Source organism: Micromonospora sp. HM134 (genome assembly GCF_007833915.1).
GTDB classification, from domain to species: Bacteria; Actinomycetota; Actinomycetes; order Mycobacteriales; family Micromonosporaceae; genus Micromonospora; species Micromonospora wenchangensis.
In genome coordinates this window covers 5,116,827-5,141,670 of record NZ_CP041061.1, presented here as the reverse complement: position 1 = coordinate 5,141,670, position 24,844 = coordinate 5,116,827, and the positions used below count along the sequence as shown (strand labels likewise).

At 69.9% G+C, this 24,844-nt stretch carries 24 protein-coding genes, 2 pseudogenes and 1 riboswitch; of the genes and pseudogenes, 7 read left to right on the top strand and 19 right to left on the bottom strand.

The window, feature by feature from the left end; translation table 11 throughout:
- Positions 1-67: 67 nt before the first annotated feature.
- From FJK98_RS22100 to FJK98_RS22060, 9 genes are all read right to left on the bottom strand, one after another.
- A complete protein-coding gene (locus FJK98_RS22100) occupies positions 68-2,284 on the bottom strand; it encodes a cation-translocating P-type ATPase (protein WP_145922931.1) in 2,217 nt (738 codons plus the stop codon).
- Between the two features lie 44 nt (positions 2,285-2,328).
- Positions 2,329-2,544, bottom strand: coding sequence for a heavy-metal-associated domain-containing protein (locus FJK98_RS22095; RefSeq protein WP_088643315.1), 216 nt, complete (start codon positions 2,542-2,544; stop codon positions 2,329-2,331).
- A gap of 168 nt (positions 2,545-2,712) precedes the next feature.
- Positions 2,713-3,528 (bottom strand): hypothetical protein, encoded by an 816-nt coding sequence (locus FJK98_RS22090; protein ID WP_145920717.1) that lies wholly within the window; start codon positions 3,526-3,528, stop codon positions 2,713-2,715.
- 94 nt (positions 3,529-3,622) lie between these two features.
- On the bottom strand, positions 3,623-3,835 hold the full coding sequence (locus FJK98_RS22085) for a hypothetical protein (RefSeq protein WP_088643418.1): 213 nt from the start codon (positions 3,833-3,835) through the stop codon (positions 3,623-3,625).
- Between the two features lie 158 nt (positions 3,836-3,993).
- The gene (locus FJK98_RS22080) at positions 3,994-4,713 is read right to left on the bottom strand and encodes a YcnI family protein (protein ID WP_145920716.1); all 720 of its coding nucleotides are present in this window, start codon (positions 4,711-4,713) and stop codon (positions 3,994-3,996) included.
- Positions 4,714-5,316: 603 nt separating this feature from the next.
- Positions 5,317-5,775 (bottom strand): LysE family translocator, encoded by a 459-nt coding sequence (locus tag FJK98_RS22075; RefSeq protein WP_240762256.1) that lies wholly within the window; start codon positions 5,773-5,775, stop codon positions 5,317-5,319.
- A 172-nt stretch (positions 5,776-5,947) separates the two neighbouring features.
- Positions 5,948-6,460: an acyl-CoA thioesterase gene (locus tag FJK98_RS22070; RefSeq protein ID WP_145919155.1), complete on the bottom strand. Its 513-nt coding sequence runs from the start codon at positions 6,458-6,460 to the stop codon at positions 5,948-5,950.
- A gap of 139 nt (positions 6,461-6,599) precedes the next feature.
- A riboswitch (cobalamin riboswitch) is annotated at positions 6,600-6,732 on the bottom strand.
- A 56-nt stretch (positions 6,733-6,788) separates the two neighbouring features.
- A complete protein-coding gene (locus FJK98_RS22065; RefSeq protein ID WP_091285980.1) occupies positions 6,789-7,049 on the bottom strand; it encodes a hypothetical protein in 261 nt (86 codons plus the stop codon).
- 5 nt (positions 7,050-7,054) lie between these two features.
- Positions 7,055-7,669 carry a superoxide dismutase gene (locus FJK98_RS22060; protein ID WP_145920715.1) on the bottom strand — a complete coding sequence of 205 codons (615 nt, stop codon included), beginning with the start codon at positions 7,667-7,669 and terminating at the stop codon, positions 7,055-7,057.
- 85 nt (positions 7,670-7,754) lie between these two features.
- Between FJK98_RS22060 and FJK98_RS22055 the strand changes: the two genes are divergently transcribed.
- Positions 7,755-8,213, top strand: coding sequence for a Fur family transcriptional regulator (locus tag FJK98_RS22055; protein ID WP_145920714.1), 459 nt, complete (start codon positions 7,755-7,757; stop codon positions 8,211-8,213).
- A gap of 467 nt (positions 8,214-8,680) precedes the next feature.
- On the top strand, positions 8,681-9,118 hold the full coding sequence (locus FJK98_RS22050; RefSeq protein ID WP_145920713.1) for a hypothetical protein: 438 nt from the start codon (positions 8,681-8,683) through the stop codon (positions 9,116-9,118).
- Positions 9,119-9,496: 378 nt separating this feature from the next.
- Here FJK98_RS22050 and FJK98_RS22040 read toward each other — a convergent pair whose 3' ends face one another.
- A complete protein-coding gene (locus FJK98_RS22040; protein ID WP_145920712.1) occupies positions 9,497-10,309 on the bottom strand; it encodes a hypothetical protein in 813 nt (270 codons plus the stop codon).
- Between the two features lie 141 nt (positions 10,310-10,450).
- Entirely contained in the window at positions 10,451-12,385 is a 1,935-nt protein-coding gene (locus tag FJK98_RS34585) for an Hsp70 family protein (RefSeq protein WP_145920711.1), read from the bottom strand.
- A 321-nt stretch (positions 12,386-12,706) separates the two neighbouring features.
- Here FJK98_RS34585 and FJK98_RS22030 point away from each other — a divergent pair, with 321 nt between their 5' ends.
- The 3 genes and pseudogenes from FJK98_RS22030 (at position 12,707) to FJK98_RS22010 (ending at position 16,651) form a co-directional block, all read left to right on the top strand.
- Positions 12,707-15,283 (top strand): LysM peptidoglycan-binding domain-containing protein, encoded by a 2,577-nt coding sequence (locus FJK98_RS22030; RefSeq protein ID WP_240762254.1) that lies wholly within the window; start codon positions 12,707-12,709, stop codon positions 15,281-15,283.
- A 665-nt stretch (positions 15,284-15,948) separates the two neighbouring features.
- A pseudogene (locus FJK98_RS34275) lies at positions 15,949-16,100 on the top strand (nitroreductase/quinone reductase family protein); the annotation flags it as partial.
- A 167-nt stretch (positions 16,101-16,267) separates the two neighbouring features.
- Positions 16,268-16,651, top strand: coding sequence for a VOC family protein (locus tag FJK98_RS22010; RefSeq protein ID WP_240762252.1), 384 nt, complete (start codon positions 16,268-16,270; stop codon positions 16,649-16,651).
- 72 nt (positions 16,652-16,723) lie between these two features.
- On the opposite strand, the pseudogene FJK98_RS22005 reads toward FJK98_RS22010, so the two are convergent.
- A pseudogene (locus tag FJK98_RS22005) lies at positions 16,724-17,353 on the bottom strand (HAD family hydrolase).
- A 38-nt stretch (positions 17,354-17,391) separates the two neighbouring features.
- On the opposite strand from FJK98_RS22005, the gene FJK98_RS22000 reads away from it, so the two are divergent.
- Entirely contained in the window at positions 17,392-17,703 is a 312-nt protein-coding gene (locus FJK98_RS22000) for a hypothetical protein (RefSeq protein WP_145920707.1), read from the top strand.
- 208 nt (positions 17,704-17,911) lie between these two features.
- The gene (locus FJK98_RS21995; protein WP_145920706.1) at positions 17,912-18,505 is read left to right on the top strand and encodes an AAA family ATPase; all 594 of its coding nucleotides are present in this window, start codon (positions 17,912-17,914) and stop codon (positions 18,503-18,505) included.
- Positions 18,506-18,627: 122 nt separating this feature from the next.
- Here the strand turns inward: FJK98_RS21995 and FJK98_RS21990 are convergent, their stop codons facing one another.
- The 7 genes from FJK98_RS21990 to FJK98_RS21960 form a co-directional block, all read right to left on the bottom strand.
- Positions 18,628-19,638 (bottom strand): NlpC/P60 family protein, encoded by a 1,011-nt coding sequence (locus FJK98_RS21990; RefSeq protein WP_145920705.1) that lies wholly within the window; start codon positions 19,636-19,638, stop codon positions 18,628-18,630.
- Between the two features lie 178 nt (positions 19,639-19,816).
- On the bottom strand, positions 19,817-20,029 hold the full coding sequence (locus FJK98_RS21985) for a hypothetical protein (RefSeq protein WP_145920704.1): 213 nt from the start codon (positions 20,027-20,029) through the stop codon (positions 19,817-19,819).
- 212 nt (positions 20,030-20,241) lie between these two features.
- Positions 20,242-21,231 (bottom strand): DUF932 domain-containing protein, encoded by a 990-nt coding sequence (locus FJK98_RS21980; protein ID WP_145920703.1) that lies wholly within the window; start codon positions 21,229-21,231, stop codon positions 20,242-20,244.
- Positions 21,232-21,301: 70 nt separating this feature from the next.
- A complete protein-coding gene (locus FJK98_RS21975) occupies positions 21,302-22,576 on the bottom strand; it encodes a MarR family winged helix-turn-helix transcriptional regulator (protein ID WP_145920702.1) in 1,275 nt (424 codons plus the stop codon).
- Between the two features lie 143 nt (positions 22,577-22,719).
- Positions 22,720-23,295: a hypothetical protein gene (locus FJK98_RS21970; RefSeq protein ID WP_145920701.1), complete on the bottom strand. Its 576-nt coding sequence runs from the start codon at positions 23,293-23,295 to the stop codon at positions 22,720-22,722.
- A 14-nt stretch (positions 23,296-23,309) separates the two neighbouring features.
- Positions 23,310-24,035 carry a hypothetical protein gene (locus FJK98_RS34715; protein WP_145920700.1) on the bottom strand — a complete coding sequence of 242 codons (726 nt, stop codon included), beginning with the start codon at positions 24,033-24,035 and terminating at the stop codon, positions 23,310-23,312.
- A gap of 81 nt (positions 24,036-24,116) precedes the next feature.
- Positions 24,117-24,806 carry a hypothetical protein gene (locus FJK98_RS21960; protein ID WP_145920699.1) on the bottom strand — a complete coding sequence of 230 codons (690 nt, stop codon included), beginning with the start codon at positions 24,804-24,806 and terminating at the stop codon, positions 24,117-24,119.
- Between the last annotated feature and the right edge of the window lie 38 nt (positions 24,807-24,844).

The following is a 24,844-nucleotide window of genomic DNA, read 5'->3' as shown; positions in this document are numbered from 1 at the left end:
GGGTAGGTCGCCGAATGAGCCTACGGCACCGCTTCGCCTCCCGGTACGGACAAGATCCGTCAGCGGATCAACGTGCGGCGGTCGTTGTCGCGGGCTGCTTCGCTGCCTCGCCGGCGGTCACGGCCGCCGGTCGCCAGCGGAACAGACGAAGGCTGTTGAGCACGACGAGCAGGCTGGAGCAGGCCATCGCGGCGGCGGCGAGCATCGGGGTGACCAGACCGACAGCGGCCAGCGGGATCATCAGGCTGTTGTAGGCGAACGCCCAGAACAGGTTGACCTTGATGGTGCGTAGGGTGGCCCGGGCCAGGGCCAGCGCGTCGACCACGGCGATGAGATCCACGGTGCCGGCACTCGCGCGGACGATCGTGACGTCGCTGGCCTCGATGGCGATGTCGCTGCCGGTGGCGATCGCCACGCCGAGGTCGGCTTCGGCGAGGGCGGCCGCGTCGTTGACTCCATCGCCGACCATGGCCACCGTTGCGCCCTCGTCGCGCAGCCGCCGGACGGTGGCAGCCTTCGCTTCGGGCGTGACCTCGGCAATGACTTCCGTCAACCCCACCTGGGCGGCGACGCTGGCTGCTGCTGCGAGGCTGTCACCGGTCAGCAGGACCGGTCGCAGGCCAAGCGCGCGTAGCCGTCGTACCGTCGGCCCTGCGGACTCCCGCAGTGTGTCGGCGATGGCGATCCAACCACGAAGCTGCCCGTCCCACGCGACGTAGACCACCGTGTCCGCCGTGCCCGCCGCCTCGTCGACACTAATGCCGTCCAGGGCCAGGAGCCGGGCGTTGCCGATGGTCACCCGGACCTGGTCGACGGTGCCGCGGGCCCCGAGCCCCGGCTCAGCGCGGAAGCCATCGGCCTGCGGCAGGTCCCGCCCGTGCTCGGCTCCGGCGGCGATCACGATGGCATGGGCGACCGGATGCTCGGAGCAGGCCTCGACCGCAGCCGCCAGGCGCAGCAGCTCGCTGCGGTCCACGCCGGGGAGGGGATGCACGCCGGTGACCCGCATCCGGCCGGTGGTCAGGGTGCCGGTCTTGTCGAGCACGATGGTGTCGATGCGACGGGCCGACTCCAGCGCCGCCACTCCGCGGATCAACACGCCGAGTTGTGCGCCGCGACCGGTGCCGACGAGAAGCGCGGTGGGTGTGGCCAGGCCCAGAGCGCAGGGACACGCGACGATCAGCACCGCCACGGCAACCCCGACCGCCGTTGCGGTGGGGGCGAGGACCAACCAGCCGGCGAAGGTGGCCAGGGCGATCATCAGAACGAAGGGGACGAAGACGCCCGCGACCTCGTCAGCAAGGCGCTGAATTCGGGCCTTGCATGCCTGTGCTTCGGCCACCAGGCGGGTGATCTGCGCGAGCCGCGTGTCGGCGCCGACCCGGCTCGCCCGCACGACGAGCCGACCGCCGGTGTTCACGGTGGCGCCGGTCACCGCCGAACCGGGACCCACCTCGACGGGGACGCTCTCCCCGGTCAGCAGGGCGACGTCGACCGCGCTCACACCAGCCTCGACCACCCCGTCGGTGGCGATCTTCTCGCCCGGGCGGACCACGAACACATCACCGACCCGCAGGTCGGTGACCGGGGTTCGCCGCTCGGTGCCATTCGCGTCGAGGACGGCGACGTCCTTCGCGCCCAACTGAGCGAGCGAACGCACGGCCGAACCGGCCCGGTACCGGGCCCGCGCCTCCAGCCAGCGCCCGGCCAGCAGGAACGTCACCAGAGCCGCGCCGACCTCGAAATAAAGCGGGTGGTCGTGCCCGGAAAACCAGGACAGGCTCATCCGCAGGCCTGGCCGACCGGCGGGTGTGCCCAGCAGCGCCCACAGGCTCCACAGGAAGGACACCAACGCGCCGAGGGAGACCAGCGTGTCCATCGTGGCGGCGCCGTGGCGGGCGTTGATCAGCGCCGCCCGGTGGAACGACCAACCCGCCCAGGCCACGACCGGCGCGGTCAGCGTGGCGACCACCCACTGCCAGTACGGGAACTGGGCGGCTGGTGTCATCGAGATCACCATTACCGGGGCGGCGAACGCCGCCGCGACGAGCAGCCGTCGCCCCATGTCGTTGCTGGCCTGGTCGTCGTCCTGGGCAATGGTCGTCGGCGCGGGCGGCCGGGCGGTGTAGCCCATCGCGGTTACGGTCGCTACCAACTCCGGCACCGCTACCGCCGGGGTGTGCTCCACCGTGGCGGTGGCGGTGGCGAAGTTGACCGTGGCCCGTACGCCGTCGATCCGGTTGAGTTTGCGCTCGATGCGGTTGGCGCAGGCCGCGCAGGTCATGCCCCCGATCGTCAGCGATGTGAGCAGCTGGTCAACGGTGGTGGTCACGCGGGGCTGCCGGCCAGTTCGAAGCCGGCCTCGTCTACCGCCCGCTGAACCTCGGCCAGCGGCAACGCCTCGGCGCTGCGAATGGTGACACGGCCCGCCTCGACATCGACCTCGACGGTCTGAACGCCCGACAATGCGGTGAGTTCGGAGGTGACGGACTGGGCGCAGTGCCCGCAGGTCATACCCCGAACCTGGTACGTGGATTGCACGATGACCTCTTTCGAGTCAGCCGGATCCGCACGATGTGCGGCGGAGAACGGGGGCGGCACCCTGCCCTGGTGTCGACCCTGGGTGGCACACCGCGGATGGTCCTGCGGTGGCGTGTCCCGGCTCCGCACCATGGTACGCGGGAAATGTCGACGCGGTTCAGCAGAACGTGGTCATTCACTCGACATCTGATCGAGAACCAGCATCGTCTCGCGGCGCAGTGCGCCGCGCCGGACGTCGCGTTCTCGGGTGGCGAGGGCAGCCTCCATCACATGGGCGTCGAGAAGGGGGCGGTGCACGCACAAGTCAGCCGACCCGGAAAAGGGAGATGACTGGGCACGTACGAGCCGGAGACGGTCTGCCTTGCCGTTCCGCCCGACCATACGGTGCGGCGCCGGCCCGGGTCCGAGGATCTCTTCCAGCCCGGTGGGAGAGAGCAGCATCGAGGTGCTCAAGCCGACCGATTCGCCCTCGGCGAGCCGGCGGGCGATGCGGCCCGAGTGCTGCTGGCTTGACCCGAGCAGGTCGAGTCGGCAGCGCACGGCCATCCGCAGCCGGTGCGCGACGAGCGGTCCCGTGATGGTGGCCGCTGTCTCGGCGGCGGGTGGCGTCCAGTACCGCTCGTGGCGAACCGCTCCGTCGTCGTACAGAAGCGCCCCGGTAGCCTCGGGCAGGAGTACCGCGGTGGGCCCGGGTCGAGTGCCGGCGACCCCATCACCGAGCCAGAGCCGGCAGACTCCCGCCACATCGCCGGCAACGTACGTGCCGTACGGCGCGCGGACGAAGGTGAGGTAGCTGCCGGGCAGTCGGGCGAGCGCGCCGAACGCATGACGCCGCACAGCCCGGCTGACCTGCTCGGTGAGGAGTCGGGGTGACAGGGGGCAGGGACCGAGCAGCACCATTCGGAAGCCCGGAACGTCGATCTGGTGCACAGCCCGCTGCGGCCACCACCCGGTGAGCCATGGGTTGCCGGAGATCGGATCGAGCATAGTCCGGCGGGGACCTGGCGACCGGTCGTCGATGGCGTCCGAGGGGCGGTGGCTCATCACCCAGCATCGGGTGCCGGGGATGTCGGACGTCAATCTAGGCGGAGGCCACGTCGTCCAGCGCGCCCGAGCGGGCGAGGCCGACGATGTCGCTGAGCTGGCCGCCGCTGAGTCGGATCGCGTTGCCGAAATCATCGGTAATGACGACTCGCTGCTCGGCCGGCGCTGCGGGGTCGATGTACAGCTCCGGGCATCCGCAGTTGCAGTTGCCGCACAGGGTGAGCACGTGTACCAGGCCGTCGGCTGCCATGTGAGCCTCCACTCGTCGGACGTCGTTGTTCAGGCTAGGGAGGGTCTATGCGTTCCTGCCGTGACCGATCAGTGTTTGTCAGCGGGCGACTATTCCTGACGGGGTGGGAACCCGGTGGTGGTGCTGTCCGACTACCTCTGATTGTGTGGGTGGTCGGGCTACCGACGTGGCTTCCCGAGTGTCCGATTGAGTAGTCCCAACAGGAGCGCCGCGGCACCGAGGACGACACCGGCCACGGCGACAGCCAGCGCGACCCCGGCCGGCCGGTCGGCGGCGGCCGTCGGCGGGGGTGCGGTGATCGGCATCCCGTGTTCGTCGACGCCGCTGGCCGCAGCCTCGGTCAGGCGTAGGACGATGGCGGGGTTCTCCGGCTCGGGGCCGCCGGCCGGGGGTTCCTCGATCCAGCGGGAGATGACGCCGTCGGCGTACGTCTGGAGAGCCTTGAACACGATCCGGTCGCCGGTCGTGGGCAACGGGCCCACGGAGACGCTGAACTCCTGGAACTGGTTGCCGTCGATGGCGTCCTCGGCGGTTGCCGCCGTCCAGGTCACCGAGGTGATCGCCTCGGTCACCGTTGCCGAGCCGACCTTGACCGGCGCGGCGAGTGGGCCGTCCTCGACGGTCGCCCGCCACCCGGCCAGCTTGTGGACCGCCGCCGAGGTGATCGGTGTGGTCTCGGGCATCACGATGCGTACGCTTGTCGTCGGCGCTTCGGCGCGCTCGTTGGGCACCCGGAACGTCAGGGTGGTGAATCCACCTGGCGCGGCCTGGGCGGGGCTTACCGAGACGTGCGCCTGCGCCGGGCCGACCGGCGCGATCGCGACCGCCGCTCCCGCGAGCAACGCCAGGGCGATCCGGCCCGGTACATGCTGTCGCATCGTTCATCTCCTCCTGCTGGGCGTGCCTTCGCTGGCCTTCAGCGGCGGCTATCGCACGATGTTCATCATGGTGGGGAGGCCGTCGGGTGGCGTGTGGGGGTGTGCCAGGCGATGTGGCCGTCCGGTCGCACCAGAAGGCCACCGGTGTCGTGCAGGCCGCACTGGTCGAGGAAGACCGTTCGCGCAGATGGCGACATCACTCGGTCGAGGTGGTGGACGGTCAGTGGAAACCCGACCTTCTGCTGCTCGGCCGCAGTCGAGGCCCAGGCCGCGTCGGGCCGGCGAGCAGGATGAAACCGTCGCCTGCGACCAGGTCGAGGGTGGACCGGGTCTGTTCCGGGTCGAGCCAGACGTGGGGGAGACGGTGGCCCGGCCGGCCGGTGGGGACGTAGTCGGCCACCGGATCCCCGGCAGGCGGGGCCGTGCCATCGGCGATGACGGCGGCGGAGGTGTAGTGGTGGCGAACACCGCCGGTCAACCACCGTCGGCTGCGGCCTGACTGCGGGGTCCCCGTGCCGGTCGTCGGGCACGGGGACTCCGCACAGCGCCGACGACCGGACCACGGCGGGCCGCCGATCCGGGACCAGCCGTGGGACAGCGCGGTCATCCGCTGGTGGCCAGGCGGACACCCAGGGCGATGAAGGCCACCGCGCAGACCCGGCTGATCCGCCGAGACCACCGACCGTCGGTCACCCGGCCGGCGAACCTGCCCGCCCCGGCTCCGAGAGTGACATCGACGGTGAGCTGCACCACGACGAAGATCGCACCGAGGAGCACCAGCTGCGCCGTCACGTCGCCAGTCGCCGGGCTGACGAACTGCGGCAGGAAAGCCACACTGAACAGGATCATCTTGGGGTTGAGGAGATTGGTCACCAACCCGCGGAGGAACGCCCCGCCACTGCGGCTGTTCCGCTGCGCCGTGGTGGAAGCCGTCGCCCTGCCGTCGCGGAGGGCCCGAACCCCGAGGACGATCAGATACGCCGCCCCGGCCCAGCGGATCGCGGCGAACAACACCGGCGACGCGGAGACCACTGCGGCGAGACCACAGACCACCGTCGCCACATGTACCGCCTCGCCCGGCCGCGACCCCGAGCGCGGCGACCGCGCCGGCCCGGGCGCCGTAGCGGGTCGCATTGGCCAGGACGAACATCATGTCCGGCCCAGGAGTGACCATGAGGACGGCGATGGCGGCAAGGTAGCCGGCCAGGGTGGCCACGGACAGCCCGAGCACCACTCAGCCCTCCTCAGCACCGTCGAGCAACGCCCGCCGAAGAGCGAGCCGGTGCTCCCGCCGGATCTGCGCCTCCCGGTAACGACGCCGGTCACCATCGGTCTCCGGCAGCAGCGGCGGCACGGCTCGCGGCTGACCGTCGTCGTCGACGGCGACCATCACCAGGTGGGCGGTGGCCACGTCCACCGGCGGTACCGCCCGGTCCCAACGGTCCGCGCTGACCTTGACGGCGACCTCCATCGAGCTGCGGCCGGCCCAGGTGATCCGGGCATCGACGTGCACGACGTCGCCGACCCGTACGGCCCGTAGGAAGGCGGTCTCGTCGATGGCGGCGGTGACCGCCGGGCCGTCGGAGTGTCGGGCGGCGACCACTCCGGCGACGGAGTCGATGAGGTTGAGGATCCGACCGCCGTGGACGGTGCCCATCAGGTTGGTGTGGTGCTGGTCCATGATCTGCGACAGGGTCAGCCGTGACGCCGACGGGGGCCGGCCGGTGAGTGTGGTGCTCTCGTGCATGGTTCATCCGTCCTCGGGAAGCACACCGACCGACCAGCCGGCACGCACGTCGAGGACACGCCGCAGCGCATCACCCGCCCGACCCGCCCGCGAGGTCGACGGCAGCGCACCCACCTCGTGGATGCGCAGCGCGGGCAGGTCTTCGGACTCGTGGGCGTGATCCGGATGCCGGATCTCCTACTGGCCGTCGCTTCCCAGGCCGTGCGGCCCAGTGCTGGTGACGGCGGTCGTTCCCACTCACCGCTGCGGGGCAGTCCCGGATTCCCACCGGTCGGTGCCGTCGGCACGTCTGGTGGTGCCGGCGGCACCGACCGGATGACCACCGCCGTCAGCTGTCGGGCGGAGTGGCGGTGACGGCGACGAGCAGGGACAGTTCCCGCACGAGATCGTCCATGGACTGGCCGCTCTGCGCGCGGAGCAGCCCGAGGCTCAGATCGGCCAGCAGGTAGAAGCCGAGGCTCTTGGCCTGCTCGGAACCGAACGCGGCGAGCAGCTCCTCGGCGCCGCCGAGGTCACCGCGGTGCTTGGCCGCGATGACCCCGGCGGCGCGTTGGACCAGTTCGGCCGCTGCCGGGGTGGGGCTGGTCACGCCGATCAGATCTTTGGCGTGGTGGCGCGGGCGGCGTCGAAGCGGGCGATCACGTCCGGCCAGTTGACCAGGTTCCACAGCCGGTCGACGTAGTCCGGCCGGACGTTGCGGTACTGCAGGTAGTAGGCGTGCTCCCAGGCGTCGAAGACCAGCAGTGGAACGGAGCCCTGGCCGACGTTGCCGTGGTGGTCGTAGACCTGCTCCACGATCAGCCGCTGTCCGAGTGGTTCCCAGGCAAGCACGCCCCATCCGGAGCCCTGCACGCCCTTGGTGGCGGCGGACAGCTGCCCGGCGAACGCGTCGAACGTGCCGAAGTGCTCCTCGATCGCGGCGGCCAGCTCGCCGTCGGGACGGTCACCGCCGTCCGGGGAGAGGTTGTTCCAGAAGATCGAGTGCAGTACGTGCCCGGACAGGTTGAACGCGTACGTCTTCTCCAGGCCGACCAGGGTCGAGAAGTCTCCCTTCGCTCGGGCCTCGGCGAGCTGCTCCAGGCCGTCGTTGGCGCCCTTGACGTACGCGGCGTGGTGCTTGTCGTGATGCAGCTCCAGGATCTGCCCCGACATGGCCGGCTCCAGCGCGCCGTAGTCGTAGGGCAGATCGGGCAGGGTGTAGACCGCCATCAGAACTCCTCGGACTTGCTGCCAATCTTACGCTCTTGCCACTATCTTGCAATAGAACTGGTGATCGTGCGGCGAGGAGCGGCGGTTGACCACATCGGAGACCGAGCGGGTGAACCCCGCGATGCAGCGATTACGCCGCGCTGGCCTGCGCAACACCGCAGCCCGGCGCGGAGCGCTCGACCAACTCGCCCACGCCGTAGGTGGCCGCGGGCACCTCACCGTGAACGAGCTGTATCAAGCCCTGCTCGCCCGTGGTGTGGCCGTGGAACTGTCAACCGTGCATCCGGTGCTGCAGCAACTGGTCGAGCTGGGCATCGCCCACACCGTGCCGGTCGGCAGGACGACGACCTTCGGCCTCGCCGACGACGCCCATCACCACGCCGTCTGCGGCACCCGCGGCGACCGGCGGCAACTGCCGGCCGAAGCCATCGCGGCGAGCGTGGCCGCCGCCCGCGCTGTCGGGATCAACACGGAACTATCCGGCCAGCCCAGCGGTGACGTGGTCTACGGGCGGCGTGCGCGGTGCCGAACAACGGCCCGCTGAGGACCGCACCCGCCGGCACACCCCCCGCCCCGGTGTCGGTCGGACCCGGGGCCCGGCACGCCTCTCCGCACCGGGTTGCGCAACCGCGGCGGGCCGACCGGCAGCTGCTCGCTGGCCCTCCGCGCGACGGCACCTGCCAACACACAACTCGAAGACCGCACGGATGCGCAGGCGCTGCTGGCGGACCAGCCTCGGCTCCGCCACGTCGTCACGGAAGCCGACCTGCACACACTGCGAGTAGCCGCGCATCGCCTACGATCTGGCGGATCTCGTTCGGGGTCATGTCAATGCGCGCAACGTTTGATGCTTAGGCATGTTGCTTTCGGATGCCCAGTGGTCGTTGTTCGAGGGGATGCTCCTGAAAGCGCTGGGACGCCTGGGTCGGAAGGGAATGACTGGCGACGTATGATCGCGATGGTGGCGAGGCGTCAGGCCGAGATCCCGGCACCGGTGAGGGAGGGGTCAGGATGTTCGGTCGGAAGAAGAAGCTCGACGCTATGGTGGCGCAGCTCAGGCCTGACCTGAGCCGGGAGTCACTGGGCGTCGGGCCCGACTTCCCGGGCGTCGCCCCGAACCCGCTCCTGAGCAGTGACGCACGCAAGCGCAATGCGGACCTACGTACTGGGGTGCTTGCGCTCGGTGTCCTCGTCGGCTGGCGGGAGGTGAACAGCAACCCTCGCGTGGTCCTGATGTTCGACGTGGAGACCGCCGAGGGCATCTCGTTCCGCGGTATCGCCGACGAAGGTCTCACGATCACCGAGCTCACCCGACTCGCCCCGGGGCAGACGTTGCCCGTGCGCTACCGGCCGGCCGTCATGGACCACTACGTCGCCCTAGCCCGGGACGCGGACCCCGCCCGTGTGCGGCAACTCTCTGACCAGATCGCGAGCCGTAAGCGGACCTGACCGGGAACCCCTGGCCGGGTGCGGGTTGTGCCGTGACCATGAACGTTCACGATGTTGGTTGACACGCCGCCCGTGGTGTCGGTCGGGGCGGCGTCGTGGCGATCAGGCTGTGGCAGATCTTGTACGCGTGCGGCGGCTCAGTGATCAAGAAGGTCAGCAGCTGCTCAGAGTCACCCGTCGGGGAGCCGGTTCACCGATCCGACCGAGGCGGGCGGTGGGGGCTGTCCCGGCCAGATCAGCCCAGATAACGAGGCATCCATCGTCGAGACGGCCAACACCCGCTCCGAGAAACTGGGGCGGCGTTCACCCGGTGGAGCATCCGCAAACTCGCCGACCACCTGCGAGTTCACACAACTCGCCGCGACGTGGCGACATCGTTCAACGCTCAGCGCGAGCGGGGGCGACTGACAGTAGTCGCCGCAGGGCTGGTCTGATGGCGGTGGCGAGGGTGCCGTCGTCGCCGGTATGTAGGGCCAGGTTGACTACGCCCATTGCGGTGTGTCCGGTGGATGCATGACGGGCTGCGGTGGCGATGTCGGCCCGGGGGATGTCCGCGAGGAGGTGCCGGATGAGTGCGCCTTCGCCCCAGAACGCCTCGGCGGGGACGGGGAGTCGACCGAGCCATGACAGGAGGATTCGCGCGCGGTCGACCGGTGAAGGTGCGATGGTGGTGAGTTGATCGTTCATGGCATCAAGTTGTGTGGTGGACAGTTCGCCTACTTGTTGGCCGGTGAGGGGCAGCAGGACCGGATGGAGTACGTGGGGGACGGCCCGTTCGGTCAGGTGCTGCCTGCCGGCGTCTCCGGCGGGTCGGAACTGTGGGTGTCCTTCGTGCAGATTCAGCAGGTCGGTCAGTGGTGCCAGGAACAGCGGGATCTGGTCCGGGACGCCGTGGGTGGCCAGGAGCAGGTGCAGCGCGGCGGGATCTGCCACGTGCAGGTCGTTGTGTAGGCGTTGCCGTTCCCAGCTGATGTTGCCGTAGCCGTGGAGGCTGGCAGTGGTGACGAGTTCATCGGAGTCATCGTGGAGTGCGATGGTGGTGTCGCCGGGGCAGCGGCAGATGTTCTCGGTGAAGCGGCCGGTCGTGGTCAGCTTTCGCGCCGCTTCGATCGTGGAGGGGGAACGTAGTTCGGCCAGGGTCGCCCGGTCGGCCAGGGGGCCGGCGTCCTCGCCGCCGTCGAGGATCCGCACGACGTGCGTCCGTGACCACACATCCGAGAGCCAGCTGATCACGGTCAACCTCTCCACGCCGTGCCCGGCCCCGCCGCCGATCCGGCATGCGGGTTCGTCGGGCTGTCAGCGTACGGCGCTGGTCTGCGTTTCCTCGGATCGTCAGTTGCCGGGGCGATCGATGAGGCGGCGGAGGGCGTTTCCGGTGTGGGGGAAGGCGAGTCGCAGGGTGTCGGCGGTGAGGCGGATGCCCCACCAGGTGAGGGCGACGAGGTAGCCGATGATCAGGGCGCTGTGGGTGTTGTAGCTGATGACGAGGGCGTAGCCGATGGTGAGGCCGGGTGTGGTGATGAGGCGGATGGTGCGGGTGCGGCTGACGGTCAGGGCGGTGGCGGTGCCGAGGAGTGCGGCGCCGATGGTGCTGGCGAGGCCGGGCATGCCGGTGAGGTCGATGGGTGTGGACAGGGTGTAGGCGGCGCGGATGAGCCAGATGCCGGCTGCGGCGGTGGCGGCGTGGGTGATGGCGGGGCGGGTGAGGGTGAGCCAGTGGGGGAGGGCGTGGGCGGGGATGCGGGGTGCGGTGGCGGCGATGAGGGTGGCGCAGGCGGCGAGGGGGAGTGCGCCGCCGAGGGTCCATTTGAGGTAGGAGGTGTAGTCGAAGGAGAAGGCGGTGCCGGTGGCGAGGCCGTAGAGGGTGGCGGTGATGGTGCCGCCGACGGCGGCGGCGAGGTAGCTGCGGCGGATGAGGCTGCCGGTGGTGGGTTCCTCGGTGGGGGTGGTGGGTGTGCCGGTGAGCCAGGTGGTGGGGGCGAGGTGGGCGATCGCGATGGCGGTGAGCATGGCGAGGGCACCGGCGGTACCGAGTTGCGGCAGCGAGGTGCGGGCGCCGACGACCCAGGTGTTGTGGATGGTGATGTCGGCGGTGAGGACGGCCTGCACGAGCAGCGCCAGGGAGCAGGCGCCGATGAGAAGGGTGCCGGTGAGGTCGCTGATGCGCAGCCGGACGCGGGGCAGCCGAGCGGCGGTGGCGCGGGGTGCGGGCTGGTGGTGGGCGGTGAGGGTCAGGGCGCCGTCGGTGAGGGCGTGGGGGTGGTCGACGAGGACGGGGGTGGTGCCGGTGGTGTGGGCGAGGTGCTCGGCGACGGCGGGCAGGGTGGGGTCTGGTCGCAGGATGACGGCGGTGAGGTGGCCGGTGTCGACGTCGGCGGCGTCGAGGAGGTCGGTGACGGCGCGGGGGATCTGGTCGAGGACGGGTTGCGCGGCGCGGGTGACGTCGGCGCGGGTGATGATCGCGGGTTGGCGGGGTGCGGGGAGGAGGACGGGGGCGCGTTCCTGGGTGACGAGGAGTTGCCGGGCGGTGCGGACGGCGTCGGTGAGGGCGCGGTGGTCGTCTGCGGTGGCGGGATCGTCGTCGGTGGTGCGGAGGGGATCGTCGTCGCCGGTGGCGGTGTGGATGACGTGGTCGGTGATGAGGCGGTCGAGGTCGGGGGTGTCGTCGAGGCTTCGGGTGGCCAGTTCGGTGTAGCCGCCGTCGGTGGTGTGCAGGACGGTGAGGGTCGCCGGGTGCCGGTCGGCCTGGCAGACGAGGACGCAGGAGCCGGCGGGTGTGGGGTGGCCGAGGGTCGTGGCGTGGGCGGCGAGCGCGGCGGGTGCGGTGACCAGGGCAGGGGACGGTAGTCCGGCGCGCTGTGCGGCTTCGGTGACCTGGTGGCGGCGGCGTGGCCCCCAGCTCGGTGGGATGGTCACGGTGAGGGCGGTGATCGGCTGACCGATTTGGTGGGCGGCGTGCTGGCCGACATGCCGCAGTAATGCCGCAAGGAGGTCCACGGGGTCGGTGGGTGCGGCATCAGTGGGGGTGGTGGGGGCGGGTTTGCCGAGCAGGGCGGTCGGGTCGTCGACGAAGCGGTGGTCCGCCGGGATGGACGTCGCTGCGTCGACGCCGACGTACAGGTGCCCGGTGGGGCCGATGACGACACCGGGGGGCATGACGAGGCGGCCGTCGATGAGGATCGGGACGCGGACACCGTCGCGGCTGACGGTGGCGGCGATGGCGGCGGAACTCAGATCGACGGCTGCCGTGGTGTCCCCGTGTGGCATGGGGGGCAGTCTGGCCCGTGGGGGTGTGGCGACGTCAACCCTGATTGTCCGCGTGATCCTTTGTGCGCGGATGGTGAGAATCCTTCTCGACGCAATAGCCAGCGACGTGCATTCTCCTGTAAGCGGAGAGCTTCACCGATGAGTCGCAGGGAGGGACGGGTGCCGAAGGTGTCCTCGGACAGGGGCGACAGACTCGCCGAGTACGGCACACGGGCTACGGTCCATCCGCCCCGCGACAGCCCTCACCGTCGAGTACCTCTCTCCCGCACCGTCGCCACCGGAGCCCGGGTCGTGGCCGCCGCCGGCATCCTCCTGGTGGTCGTGCCAGCCGTGCTGTGGCTCGCCGGCGGCAACCCGCTGCGGCGGCTACCGCAGTGGTCGCAGATCCCCGCCTGGTTCGAACGCTCCAGCGGACGGTTCACCCCCGACGTCCTCATCGGCGCGGCGTTCTGGGTGATGTGGCTGCTGTGGGCGGTGTTCGCCCTGCTCCTCGTCGCCGAACTCGTCACCACGCTGACCCGGTGGCGCATCCCGGCGCTCACCCTGCCGGCACCCCTGCACCGCCTGGTGTTCGGCCTGGCCGGCACCGCCGCGCTCGCCGTCACCTCCGCAGGCTCCCTCGACGCGGCGGCAACACCTGACCGGCCGACGGCTCCCGTCGCCACCGCCGAACACATCGATGTTCCCCGCCAGGCCCCCGCTTCCGGCCCGGCAATCATCCAGGTCGCCGACCAGCGGTACCTCTACACCGTCGAACGCCACGACACCCTGTCCAAGGTCGCCAAGGAATGGCTCGGCGACGCGAACCGGTGGCCGCAGATCTGCCAGCTGAACAAGCATCGACACTTCCCCGGCACCGGCGGCACCCTGCGCGACTGCGACCTCATCTACCCCGGCTGGGAACTGCGGCTACCCGCCGACGCCCGCCCACCACACGCCGCGACCCCAGCGACCCCGACCACCCCACCATCGCAAGCCCCGCCCCGTTCGGGGCCACCACCGGCCTCCGCCAGCGCCGACCCGCAACCTTCAGGACCCACCACCCGACCGTCCGACACCACCACCGAAACGCCGCCAGCCAGCCCGAGCAGCACGCCGGGAACCCCGACCATCAGCGGGACGCCGTCAGCGCCCTCACCCACCGAGCCGACCCCCACCCCGCAACAACCCACGACCGTCGACCCGACCGAACCCACGACCACCGACGGACATGGGGTGCGGCTGTCGGCCACCGAGTGGCTGCCCTGGTCGCTGGCCGCCGCGATCAGCGCCGCCGCCACGATGGTCTGGCTGCACCGTCGCCGCCGCTACACCGGTGAACCCGACAGCGAACCCCTCACCGCGCTGCCGGCACCGGTCGTCCAGGTCCGCCGCGCCGTCACCGCCCACCCATCAGAGCCGGGCAGCGACGAGCAGCCACCGCGCCTGCACCCCGTACTCACGTCGCCGCCCGGTGGTGGAATCGGCATCGTCGGCGACGGCGCGCACGCCGCCGCCCGCGCCACCCTCGTCGCCGTCCTCGCCGCAGGCGACCCCCACCACCCCGACGCGCGCAGCGAAATCATCATCGACACCGCCACCCTGACCACCCTCCTCGGCCCCGACGCCACCACCCTCACCCCGTGGCCACGGCTGCACCTCGTCGACACCCTCACCGACGCACTCACCACGATCGAAACCCACCTGCTGCACCGCAGCCGCATCCTCGACGAACACACCCTGACCGACCTCGACACCACCCCACACCCGGAAACCCCCGACGCGGGAGCCCTGCCACCGATCGTCCTGATCACCGAAGCACCACCCCCCACTGCCCGGATGCGGACCAAGACCGCCCTCACCCTGGGCGCGGACCTGCACGTGTCCGCGCTCCTGCTCGGTGAATGGACACCCGGCACCACCGTCGACGTCACCACCGACGGACACACCCACCCTGTGGCCGAGCAGCCCGCCGGACCGGTGCCGCCGCAACTGCCGGTGCTGGAAGCCGCCACGGCGATGCAGATCCTGCAAACCCTCCGCGAGGCGCACACCGGCACACCACCCGCCGCCGCACCCGCCGTGCCCGTGCCCCTGCACACCAGCCGAGCTGACACGCCGCCCGCCGACACCGCACCACCGCCGGGCACCGACCGGCCCGCCGACGATGTCCCCACGGGACGCGCTCGACTGCGGGTACTGGGTCCACCGCGCATCGAAGGCATCACCGGGCCGGGACGTCCGCTGCGCGCCAAAGCCCTCGAACTGGCGGTGTACCTCGCCGTGCACCCCGACGGGGCCGCCACCCGCGAAATCGGCGAGTACCTCGAACCCGACGCCCGCCTCAGCCAAGCCGACCAACGCGTCCACACCAACGTGTCGAACCTGCGACACGTACTCGGTCGTGCCGGCACCGCAGACACCAAGAACGCCTACGTCATCAAAACCGCCGGACGGTACCGACTCGACCCGACGACCGTCGACGTCGACGTGTGGACCCTGCGCGACCTGATGCGCAACGCGACCATCGCCACCGGACCCCGCCGCCGGGAACTCCTCACCACCGCCTGCGACCTATGCGCCGCGCCACTGGCCGAAGGCCAGGACTACGAATGGCTACCCCCACACCGCGAGACCATCCGACGCTGGGGCACCGAAGCCCACCTTCTCCTCGCCGACGACCTGCTCCACCATGATCCGCAGGCTGCATCGGACCTGCTCGACAAAGCCATCACCCTCGACCACTACAACGAAGCCCTCTACGTCAAAGCGATGCACGCCCGCTACGCCCTCGGCGACGCCGACGGCATCCGCACCCTCCTACGCGCCCTCACCAAAGCCCTTATCGACCTCGACACCCAACCCCACGATGACACCATCACCCTGGCCACCCAGCTGCGTACCAGCCTGAGCAAGTAAACCCAGAGCTGCACAAACAGGGCTCGGCCAATGTGTGGGCGGCACGGTGGTAGTCATGAAGGGGCCTTGAAGCACTTCATCCTGGCCAGGGCATGTTCGACCCCCGCTCGGACGGTCCGGTGCTCGAGGTTCAGGGCTTCCTTTCAGGCGGGTAGCGAGCTGCCGTCGGCGGGTTTGCGGGAGGGCATGATCACTCGGGGTTCCTGCGGTGGCCGCCGTCGGCCACCATGGGCCGCCCGTTCAGCATCTCGGCAATGCCCGAGGTCCGGCCCGCCTTTCATAGCCGCAAACGTCGTACACCCAGTAGTCCAGATACCTGGCCACGGCCTCGCGATTGGCGAGGTCCAGCGATAGCCACTCCCGTGCTGCCCGGACCATCTCAGCTGTGGCCTGCTCATGCTCGTCAGGCTTGAGTTCCACCAGTCGGTAAGTTCGCCCCAGATGAAGTACACGGAGCCGCCGCATCCACTTCGATCGACGTATGCGCGGACACCCCGTGGATGTTCAGCGCTACCTCGTAAGGATCCTCCGCGGTGATGACGCTCTCGGTCAGCGCGGTGACCTCCCGCAGGTAGGCAACCTCGGCGTCATCCTGCGCTGGGCCCCTCATGCACCGAGGATTGCATCCGGCTGCGAACCCCGCTCGGATCTGCGAGACGTCTCTTACGGACACGGTCGAGTTGGTCGCCATGGTCGCCACGGGGAGGAGCGGGAAGGGATCTGGGACGCGCAGAAGGTTGCGTTCCTGGGTTTCGCCGACTACGAGCGGAAGACCGGCCGCGAGATCCCTGTCGTGGTGCTGGAACCCGCGCCGTAGGTGGGGGCCAGCTTCGCTCCTGTCGTGGACCGCGCGTCGCAGATCATCGGCAGCTGGGGCGGGTAGCGTCAGCGGGAGGATGCTTGATCGATAGGACGGGGGTGCGGTCCATGGCACATGTGCGACGCTTCGACCACGTCGGTATCACGGTGGCGGATCTTGATGTCGTGACGGCCTTTTTCGTGGCGCTTGGCCTGGAGGTCGAGGGGAGGGCGTTCGTCGAGGGGGAGTTCCTGGAGACGGTGTGCGGTATTCCCGACTCCCGTACCGAGATCGTCATGCTGAGGTCACCCGACGGCGGTGCCCGTCTGGAGCTGGCGAGATTCGTCCGGCCGGATGCCGTGCCGGGTTCGCCGGTGGCCATGGCCAACGAGTTGGGGTTGCGTAACGTGTCGTTCGAGGTCGACGACGTGCGGGCCGTCGTCGACTGGGCTGCGGGCGAGGGTTACGGACTGGTCGGTGGCATCGGCGAGTACGAGGGTGCGTGGCGGATGGCCTACGTCCGGGGGCCGGAGGGGATCGTCGTCTCGCTGGCCGAGCGGATCGGCTGAGCCGCGCGACGCCCGGATCCGCGGTGTGCCGCGTGCCGTCATTGCGGGCGGTTGGGCGGCTCTTCGGGTTGGTCAGGTGGTTGGCTTGTTGTGTTTGCGGATGAGTTCGGGTAGTTCGGTGAGTGAGTCGAGGTGGAACAGGCCGCGGTCGCTGATCGCTGTGTCGTTGAGTATGTGTGCCCAGGGGCCTCGGCGGATGAGTGCGGTGGGGATTCCTGCTTCTTGCGCTGGTCGGATGTCGTTGTCGAGGCGGTCTCCGACGTAGAGCACCTGGTCGGCGCGGCAGCCGGCTTCGGTCTACCCGGTCGAAGAAGGCAAGGCAGGGTTTCTCCACGCCCCAGCTGTCCGAGGTGCCGATGACGTCCACCGGTAGGTTCAGGGCGCGGAGGATGGCTTCTGCGCGTGCTGTCTGGTCACCGGCGAGGCCGACTTGGAGTCCTGCGGCGGGTAGCGCGGTCAGGCAGGGGCGGAAGTCGGGGTTGAGGTCGTCTTCGGTGATTGATTCGGTTGTCCTGCTGTGGTGCGGCGTTGCCGTTCCTGGGTCAGGTTGAATCCTGGTCGGAAGACCTGGAAGGTTTCCCGGTAGTCGGGGCCGCGGGCGATGGCTGCGCCGAAGACGGCGGAGAACGTGTGGCGTGGTACGCCGAGCCAGTCTGCCCAGGTGCCGTACTCGCGGGACTCGTCAACGATGGTCTCGTCCACATCAAAAACATGCTGGCGATCACCTGGCGGATTGTGCCGTGAAGGCGATCTACCCTGACGACGGCGACGGCGACCGAGAGGGGGATCCCGAGGCTGTGCCTGGTCTGCGCCCCGAGACCACAGGGTCGGCCGACGCCACGTCCCACACGCTTGAGGTCGATGGAGAGACCTTCGTTCTCTGCTCGAACGCGTTCGGTGGCACCGACTACACGTGGCTCAGCGGGCCGAACCCCGGCTACGGCTTCGGCGTCAGCCCGACGGCGATCCTGTCGCTTGACGAGCACACCACGAACATCCGTGACTTACTGGACACCATCGACGCCTGCAGCGGATACATCGAAGACGACTGAGCATCAGGATCGTCCGACGTTCCGGCCCGCCGGGCAGGCGTGTCGGGTTCGTCCTCCGTGCCGGGCCCGGGGGCACCACTTGCGTGGTGCGGCGCACGATCGGCGCGGCAGTTCGCGATACTCCGCCTCGACATCACCGTGCCGGTGCGACGGTTCGGCTGTGCTGGTGCGATCCTATGATCAGCGAGATCGTGAAGGGTGGGGGCCGATGCGGGTCGCGATCTCCGGGACGCACGGAATCGGTAAGACCACTCTTGCCGACGCGTTGTGTGCGCGTCTGCCGGGTCACGTCATGGTCGACGAGCCGTACTACCTCCTGGAAGAGCAGGGGTACGAGTTCGACTTTCCGCCGTCACGGGAGGACTACCGGGCGATGTTGGCCTGCTCGGTGCGGAGCCTGCGGTCGCCGCCACCCTCCAGGGCCGTCTTCAACCGCACACCACTGGACTACCTCGCCTACCTGGCCGCGAACGGGGCAGACCCGGCGCAGGAGGCTGACGCCTTCATGTTGCGTCCCGCGTTCGCGACGCTCGATCTACTGGTCATCGCGGTGATCACGCCGGAGACTGAACGAGTCCTGCCCGCCGCGGAGCTGTCCGGGCTCCGCTCGCGCATGAACGACGCGCTCCTGGAACTCGTCTACGACGACCCCCTCGATGCTTGGAATGACACTCCTGTCCTGGAGTTGAGTGGACCGCTCGACAACCGGCTGGAGGCGATCCTCGACGTCCTGAAACCAGCATCAGCGGGCCCAGGTGCGGGCCCGACCGAATCCGGGGCTGAAGAGCCACGGCAAGGGTGACGACGCGTCACTGCGCCGCACCAGGTACCACCGGAGCGATGCCCTGTATCGCACTCCACCCGGGAGATCCCGATGTGGTCAGGGTGCTGGGGGCCGGTCGGAGTGCTACGGAGGCTTGACGCTCAGCGGGGCACGATGCGGCGGATCGCTGCGATCTGGTTGGCCCAGCCGTTCAGTGTCGCGAGCTTGACGACATCACCGCTACTCGGCGCGTGGATGATGAGTCCGCTGCCGAGATACATGCCGATGTGGCGGGGTGTGGTTCGGGTGCCCTGGCTGCCGGGGATGAGGATCAGGTCGCCGGGGTGGAGTTGCGCCGGGTCGGTGACGGGGGTGCCGGCGTGGATCTGATCGTGGGTGGTGCGGGGGATGGTGATGCCGGCCGTCCGGTACGCGACCTGCATGAGGGATGAACAGTCACACTGCCTGGCAGGGTCGCCGGAGTGCGGAGCGGTACAGGAACCGCCGAAGTGGTATGGGGTGCCGAGTTGGCCGATGGCCCAGGTCATGGCGGTCGCGACGGCCGGCGGAGTGTCGGCCGGCACCCTGAAGCCGGCCGGTAGGGAAGTAGGTGTGGCGGCGCAGTCGGTCAGTGTGCCGGTGAGGCGTTGAACCAGGTGGGAGGCGTCGTCGGCCCATTTGGTGTAGGCGTCAGGGAAGGCGGAGATCTGTACTGCTTGTGCGGCCTGGGTCAGTGGCATCGTTTCCCAGCCGGGAACGGCGAGCAGTTTGTGGTAGAAGGCGTTGGCCTGGTAGGCGGGGTCGGCCAGTTGGGCTGCGCTGCCCCAGCCCTGGCTGGGGCGTTGCTGGAACACACCGATGGAGTCGTGGTCGTTGTGGTGGCCGAGGTGGGGCAGGTTCCGTAGTCCGGATTCCTGCAGTGCGGTGGCGACGGCGATGATCCAGCCTCGGCGGGGCATGCCCCTGGCCTGTCCGACGTCGATGATCGTGGTGGCGATGTCGAGCTGCTCGGTATCCCACGTGCCGGTGTCGGGTGGCTGGTCGGAGGGTGGATGGGCTGCGGAGGCGGTGTCGCAGGTGCCGGAGCGGGTGGTGGCCGACATGAGGGCCGCGGGGAGGCCGAGGCAGGCTACGACGACCACGGTGACAACTCCGATGATGACTTTGGTCATCGTGACGACACGTCCTTTGCGTCGTGTGCGAACGGATGTTGGTGGTCAGGTGGGGACGATCGGGGCTGACGGACAGCAACACCGAAGCCGTTCTCGTGGCTGCGTATCTCGTCCGTGTCGGATGGTGAAGCACGAAAAGGACCGTGGGCCGCCCGGAAGAGACGGCCCACCGTGGCGGTCAGGGTGCGGTGGGAGGTGGGATGAACAAGTGGCCGGCTCGGCGGAGCAGGTTGTCGATGGCGCGGCTGGTGTGGGGATGGTCGGAGCGGGTGTCGATGGTTGCGGCGTACGCCCAGTCCCAGGTGCCGTTGGACATGGCGGGGACGTGCCGGACGGTGTCGTGCTGGTCGAGGAACCAGACGCGGCTCCGAGGCTCCGCGAGGAGTGCCAAGGGGCTGGGTTGCCTAGGGATGGTGCAGGCGCAGTCCGACTCGCGGTAGGTGGTAGCTGGTGATGGATGTGCAGCGGCAGTCGCAGAGTCGCTGCCACGACGGCGCGTAGGCCACGGCGGTGCTCCTGAGCGTGGGCCGGTGGGGTCGGCGCCATCGGAGGTCGGGGCCCGGGGCAGCGGCACCGATGGCCACTGCCCCGGGCTGTTGGTGGTCAGACTGTGAGCAGGTCGAAAGCGGTGATCTTAAGGTCACCGACGTTGCCGGTGACGACCCGGTTGGCGCGGGCGGTGTCGTTCTTGGCGGGCTGGTAGTGGTCGAGGTACTCGGTGATGGCCTGGTATCCGGCCCATCGGCTGCCGGTGATGGCTTTCTGGGTGTCGGCTTCGCGGATCAGGTACTTGAGGGTGCCGAGGCGCTGCTTGGCGTTGTTGCGGGTCTGCTCGGAGGCGTTGTCCTTGACGGGCCACACCTGGCCGACGATCTGTTCGAACTCGCGCATGGTCAGGTCGGTGTTGAGCATCCGCTCGGCGGCCTTCTCGAAGGTCTCCATGTAGGTCCACATCAGGCCGATGGCCTCGCGGGCCTGGCTGATCTGTGAGGTGACGTTCGAGGTGTGCCGGAAGGTGTAGTGCCCGACGGTGTGTTGGAAGGCGGCGCGTTGGGTGTTGGCGCAGACCACCCGGATGGGGCTGGCGTCGACGCGCAGGGCGGCGGTGCCGTCGTGTGAGGTGGTGCCGATCAGGTAGAGGTCCAGGCGGTCGACGCCGGCGATGTGCATCGCGTCGGGGAGTTTCATGGTGACGAAGACGCTCTTGCCGCCGCGGAGGCTGCCGGCGGTTTCGAAGTGGGCGCCGCCGACCTGGTCGACGAGGCGGTCGAGCATCTCGGCGCACTGTTCGTTCTGGACCACGGTGTAGTCGGTGCCGACGATGCCCAGGTACTCGGTGGCTCCGGTGGCCGGGTTACGGCGGACGGTCATCCGCTTGTCGTCGGCGGGGACCTGCACCTCGACGCCGTCGACGAGGTCGATGCCGACGGTGCGGATGGTGCGTACGCCCCAGTCACCGAGGCGGGCGGCGGCCATGATCTCTTCGGCTTTCATGGTGTCCTGGGTGACGGTGCCCAGCTGATGCCAGGCGGATACGCGGGCGGACGCGAAGGCGGTCGTCCCGTCGGCGAACGTTTCCAGTTCGTGTGGCACAGGGGTTCTCCTGTCGATACGGGTGCGGGGGCCGAGCGTGTGGCTCGGCCCCCGCAGTGGTTGGTGATGGTCAGGACTGGTCGGGGGTGCCCGCGTCGGTGCCGGTCTCGGCGGGTGCCGGGTGGAGGAAGGTGAGCGGGTTGTCGGCGACCAGGAGGATGCGGCCCGCAGCGGCGGCCTTCGTGAGGTTGTTGCGGACGGCCCCGTTGCTGACCGCCCTGTTGAGCTGCGCGGCGAGGGCGGTGGTGATGTCCTGCGGGGTCATCTGACGGCCGGGGTGGGCGGCGAGGTAGTCGAGGGTCAGACGTTCCAGTTCGCCGCGGCCGAACGGCTGGCTACCGTCGGCGTTGACGGTGGCGTCACCGCCCCGGGTCGTGGTGCTCGCCGCGCGGAGGGTGGGGCGGGTGGGTAGGACGACGATGTGGGTCTCGCCGTCGGGGGCGACGATGTGCAGGGTGCCGTCCGGGTGGATCAGCGGCTGTACTGCCGTCGTGGCGTTCGGTGCGGTGGCCAGTCCTCGGATGGCCTGGGAGCACAGCGGGCAGCGGGGCGGCTGCGGGTTCGGGTCGACCTCGCTGGCCTTGGTCGGTCCCGGGATCCACCGTGGCGGCAGGCCGGGTAGGCGTCGGGCGGCGTCGGCCTGCTCCATCGCGGTCAGCAGCCGGGTGGCCGTCGGGTGTCCGATGCCGCTTTCGGCGACGATCACCTCCAGGGTCGCCCCGATGTCGCCGTGGTCGGCCAGGACTGCCTTGATGGTCATGACCTTGCGGTCACCTGGGCGGGCAGGCGGTGCGGCGGCTGCCGGCTGTGCCGTGGCCTGCACGTCGGAGTTCAGCTCGGTGTCGTCGCCGCTGATGTGGGCCCCCTCGTCGGGGACGGCCGGCCCGTTCGCGTCAGTGTCGTCGTCTCGGTCGGGCGGAGTGGTCCCTACCTCGGTGCCGTCGCGGTCGCTGCTGCCGTCGTCGGGGTTGCTCTCGATGTGGTTGGTCGACTTGCCGGTGTCCTCAGCCGGCTGGTCGGTCCGTTCACCGGTCTCGGTGTCTCCGTTCTGGTTGACGGTGGTGTCGGCCCCGGTGGTGTGCGCGTCGCCGGGTTCGGTGTCCGGCGGCGCGGTGTCACCGGCGGCGGTGGTGAGGGTCCACCGGGTGGGGATGCCGTCGGCCTGGTCGGTGTCGGCGTCCACCGCGATGATCAGGCCGGCGTCGGTCAGGGTCTTGATTGCCTTGTCGGTGGTCGATCGGGCCTTGCCGGCCTTCTCGGCCAACTCGTGGATGTCGCCCTGGCCGAGTTCGGTCAGGGCGTCGAGGACGGCCTGCGTGGCAGGTGTCAGGGACAGGTCGTTCATCAGGGTTTCCCCTCCTGGGGTGAGAGCCGTCCGACCCGGTGTCGGACGGCGGTGTGTCGGGGTTGTGGGCAGCGGCGAGCACGGGCCCGCGCTGCCGTGCGGTGGTGCTCGACCCGACGGGTGGCATGGGCTCGTCGGCGACGTCAGTGGCCGGTGCTGGTGCGCAGGATGTAGAGGCGTCCGGTGGTCGGATCGCGGTAGATACCGGCGTCGGGGTGGGCGAGTCGCAGCGGCTCGACGCTGCCGGACGGTCGCAGCCGGGCGTCGCAGCTACCGACGGTGATGTGGGTGGCGTGGCCGGCGAGGTGCAGCCGGCGGCAGGAGTCGGTGTGGGGCAGGACGACCAGGACGGTGTCGCCGGGGTTGACGTAGCGCCGCTGCACCACCCTGCCCTCGTGGGTCTGCGCGTGGACGGTCCGTGTGGTGTCGGCGATGAGGGTGTCGACGCGGTCGCGGGCCTGCCGGTACTCGCGGCCCAGGTCGGTGATGGTCTGCACGACGCCGGTGACCGTGGCAGTGGGGTCGCTCAGGTCATCGGTGTTGATGAGCCGGGTGCGGAGCTGGTCGGCGGCGAGGAGCAGTTCGGTGCGTAGGTGCCGCAGGGTGGCGGCGGCGTCGGGGAGGTGCGCGGCGGCGGGGATCGGGTCAGTGGCGTGCTGGTCGAGGGTGCGGCCGGTCGTGAGGGTGATCCACCGGTTGACCGGGTCGAGGTGCGGCATCAGGTGTCCCGGGGTCAGCTGGTGAGGTGGGCGAGTTCGGTGGGGGTGAGCTGGGCGGGGGTGCGGTTGCGCCACGCGTCGGAGTGGCGCAGCTGCCACCAGCGCAGCAGCGCCCGGCAGGCGGTGGGGAGGTCGTCGCAGTCGGGCAGCGGGTACGCCATCGGGCCGTGGCGGTGTCGAGAGTCGGTGTATGCGGTCGGCGTCCACCCCTGGTCGGTGTCGGTGACCTCGCCGACGATGCGGTTGGCGTACGGGATGTCGAAGGCGGTGGCGGCTTCGGCGTCGGGCATCACCAGCCAGGTGCCGTCAGGGTGGCGGCGCAGCGTGGCGACACCCTGCGCGGGGTCGCCGGGGTGCAGCAGCAGGTGCCGTTCGTCGGTGCCGCTGATCGGCCGGTGGCTGCGCCAGGCGCGGTAGCAGGCGGTGAGCAGGGCGCCGAGAATGCGGTGACGTTCGTGGGCGGTGAGCACGTCGGTGAGGGTGTGCGGGTAGCCGGTCAGGGGTCCGTCGGCGTGGGAGGTGAGCCGGTGTCGGGTGGTGTCGGCGAGCGCACCGAGCCGGGTGAGGGTCTGGTCGAGGGTGGTGGTGCTGTCGGTGAAGTCGCGGGCGGTGCGGTGTAGGAGGCGGGCGAGGTCGCCGAGCGGGTCGAGGGTGGCGGTGTCGTGTCGCCACAGGGGTTCGGGCAGGACGTCGTTGGTGTCGGCGGCGATACGTCGCAGCGCGGGGTCGGTCAGGAACACCGGGGTCTCCTTCACAGACGGGGATGGCGAAGGCCGGTCACCGCGCGGGGCGGTGACCGGCCTTCGAGGGCTTGTGGGGGTTCAGGCGGTGGCGATGGCGCACAGCCGGGCGTCGGAGCGCAGGGCGTGCAGATAGGTGCAGGCCTCGTTGAGGAAGCGGAACTGGTCGGCGACGGAGTCGGTGGCGGGGGTGAGGAGACGGCCGTCGGTGGTGATCAGGGCGTTGCCGATGAGTGCGATGCGCCAGTGGAGGCCGGCGTAGGTCGCTTCCCCTGCCTGGTAGAGGGACAGTTCGTAGGGGTCGAAGGTGTGGGCGAGCATCGCCAGGACGCGGGGTTGCAGCTCGAAGCGGCGGCGGGCCTCGTAGAGGGTGACGGTGCTCGGAGCGATGTGGTGTTGGGCGAGGAAGTCCTCGAAGGGACGGGCCGGTTTGGTGGTGGCGCCGACGTGGGTGTTCCAGGCCCGCCAGCGCAGCGCGGCGTCGCGGGCGGCGCGGGCGGCGGTGCCGGTCAGGTCCAGGCGGCTCTTGCGGCCTCCGGCGGCGAGGGTGACCGCGCCGCACCGTCGGGCGGCGTCGAGCAGCCAGTAGCCGAAGAACCGGGTCAGCCAACCGATCAGCGGGCGGTGGCGGACCCGGTAACGGCGGATGGGGGTGCCGTTGATGTGGAGCAGGTCGTGGACCTTCTCCGAGGCGGCGAACCAGTCGGCGTCCACGCCGGGGGTGAAGCAGACGGTGATCACGTGGCCGGTGGGGGGAATGGGGGTGGGCATGACGGAGTGCTCCCTTCGCGACAGGGCAGGGTGAGGTG

Excerpts from the sequence above, each read along its gene's own strand:
- FJK98_RS22100 (WP_145922931.1), bottom strand. The coding sequence starts at position 2,284 with ATGACCTGCGCGGCCTGCGCCAACCGCATCGAGCGCAAACTCAACCGG.
- FJK98_RS21970 (WP_145920701.1), bottom strand. The coding sequence starts at position 23,295 with ATGCCGCACCTCGACCCGGTCAACCGGTGGATCACCCTCACGACCGGC.
- FJK98_RS21975 (WP_145920702.1), bottom strand. The coding sequence starts at position 22,576 with ATGAACGACCTGTCCCTGACACCTGCCACGCAGGCCGTCCTCGACGCC.
- FJK98_RS21990 (WP_145920705.1), bottom strand. The coding sequence starts at position 19,638 with ATGACCAAAGTCATCATCGGAGTTGTCACCGTGGTCGTCGTAGCCTGC.
- FJK98_RS22085 (WP_088643418.1), bottom strand. The coding sequence starts at position 3,835 with ATGGCAGCCGACGGCCTGGTACACGTGCTCACCCTGTGCGGCAACTGC.
- FJK98_RS22080 (WP_145920716.1), bottom strand. The coding sequence starts at position 4,713 with ATGCGACAGCATGTACCGGGCCGGATCGCCCTGGCGTTGCTCGCGGGA.
- FJK98_RS22050 (WP_145920713.1), top strand. The coding sequence starts at position 8,681 with ATGTTCGGTCGGAAGAAGAAGCTCGACGCTATGGTGGCGCAGCTCAGG.
- FJK98_RS21960 (WP_145920699.1), bottom strand. The coding sequence starts at position 24,806 with ATGCCCACCCCCATTCCCCCCACCGGCCACGTGATCACCGTCTGCTTC.
- FJK98_RS22070 (WP_145919155.1), bottom strand. The coding sequence starts at position 6,460 with ATGCACGAGAGCACCACACTCACCGGCCGGCCCCCGTCGGCGTCACGG.
- FJK98_RS21995 (WP_145920706.1), top strand. The coding sequence starts at position 17,912 with ATGCGGGTCGCGATCTCCGGGACGCACGGAATCGGTAAGACCACTCTT.
- FJK98_RS34585 (WP_145920711.1), bottom strand. The coding sequence starts at position 12,385 with ATGCCACACGGGGACACCACGGCAGCCGTCGATCTGAGTTCCGCCGCC.
- FJK98_RS22090 (WP_145920717.1), bottom strand. The coding sequence starts at position 3,528 with ATGCTCGATCCGATCTCCGGCAACCCATGGCTCACCGGGTGGTGGCCG.
- FJK98_RS22060 (WP_145920715.1), bottom strand. The coding sequence starts at position 7,669 with ATGGCGGTCTACACCCTGCCCGATCTGCCCTACGACTACGGCGCGCTG.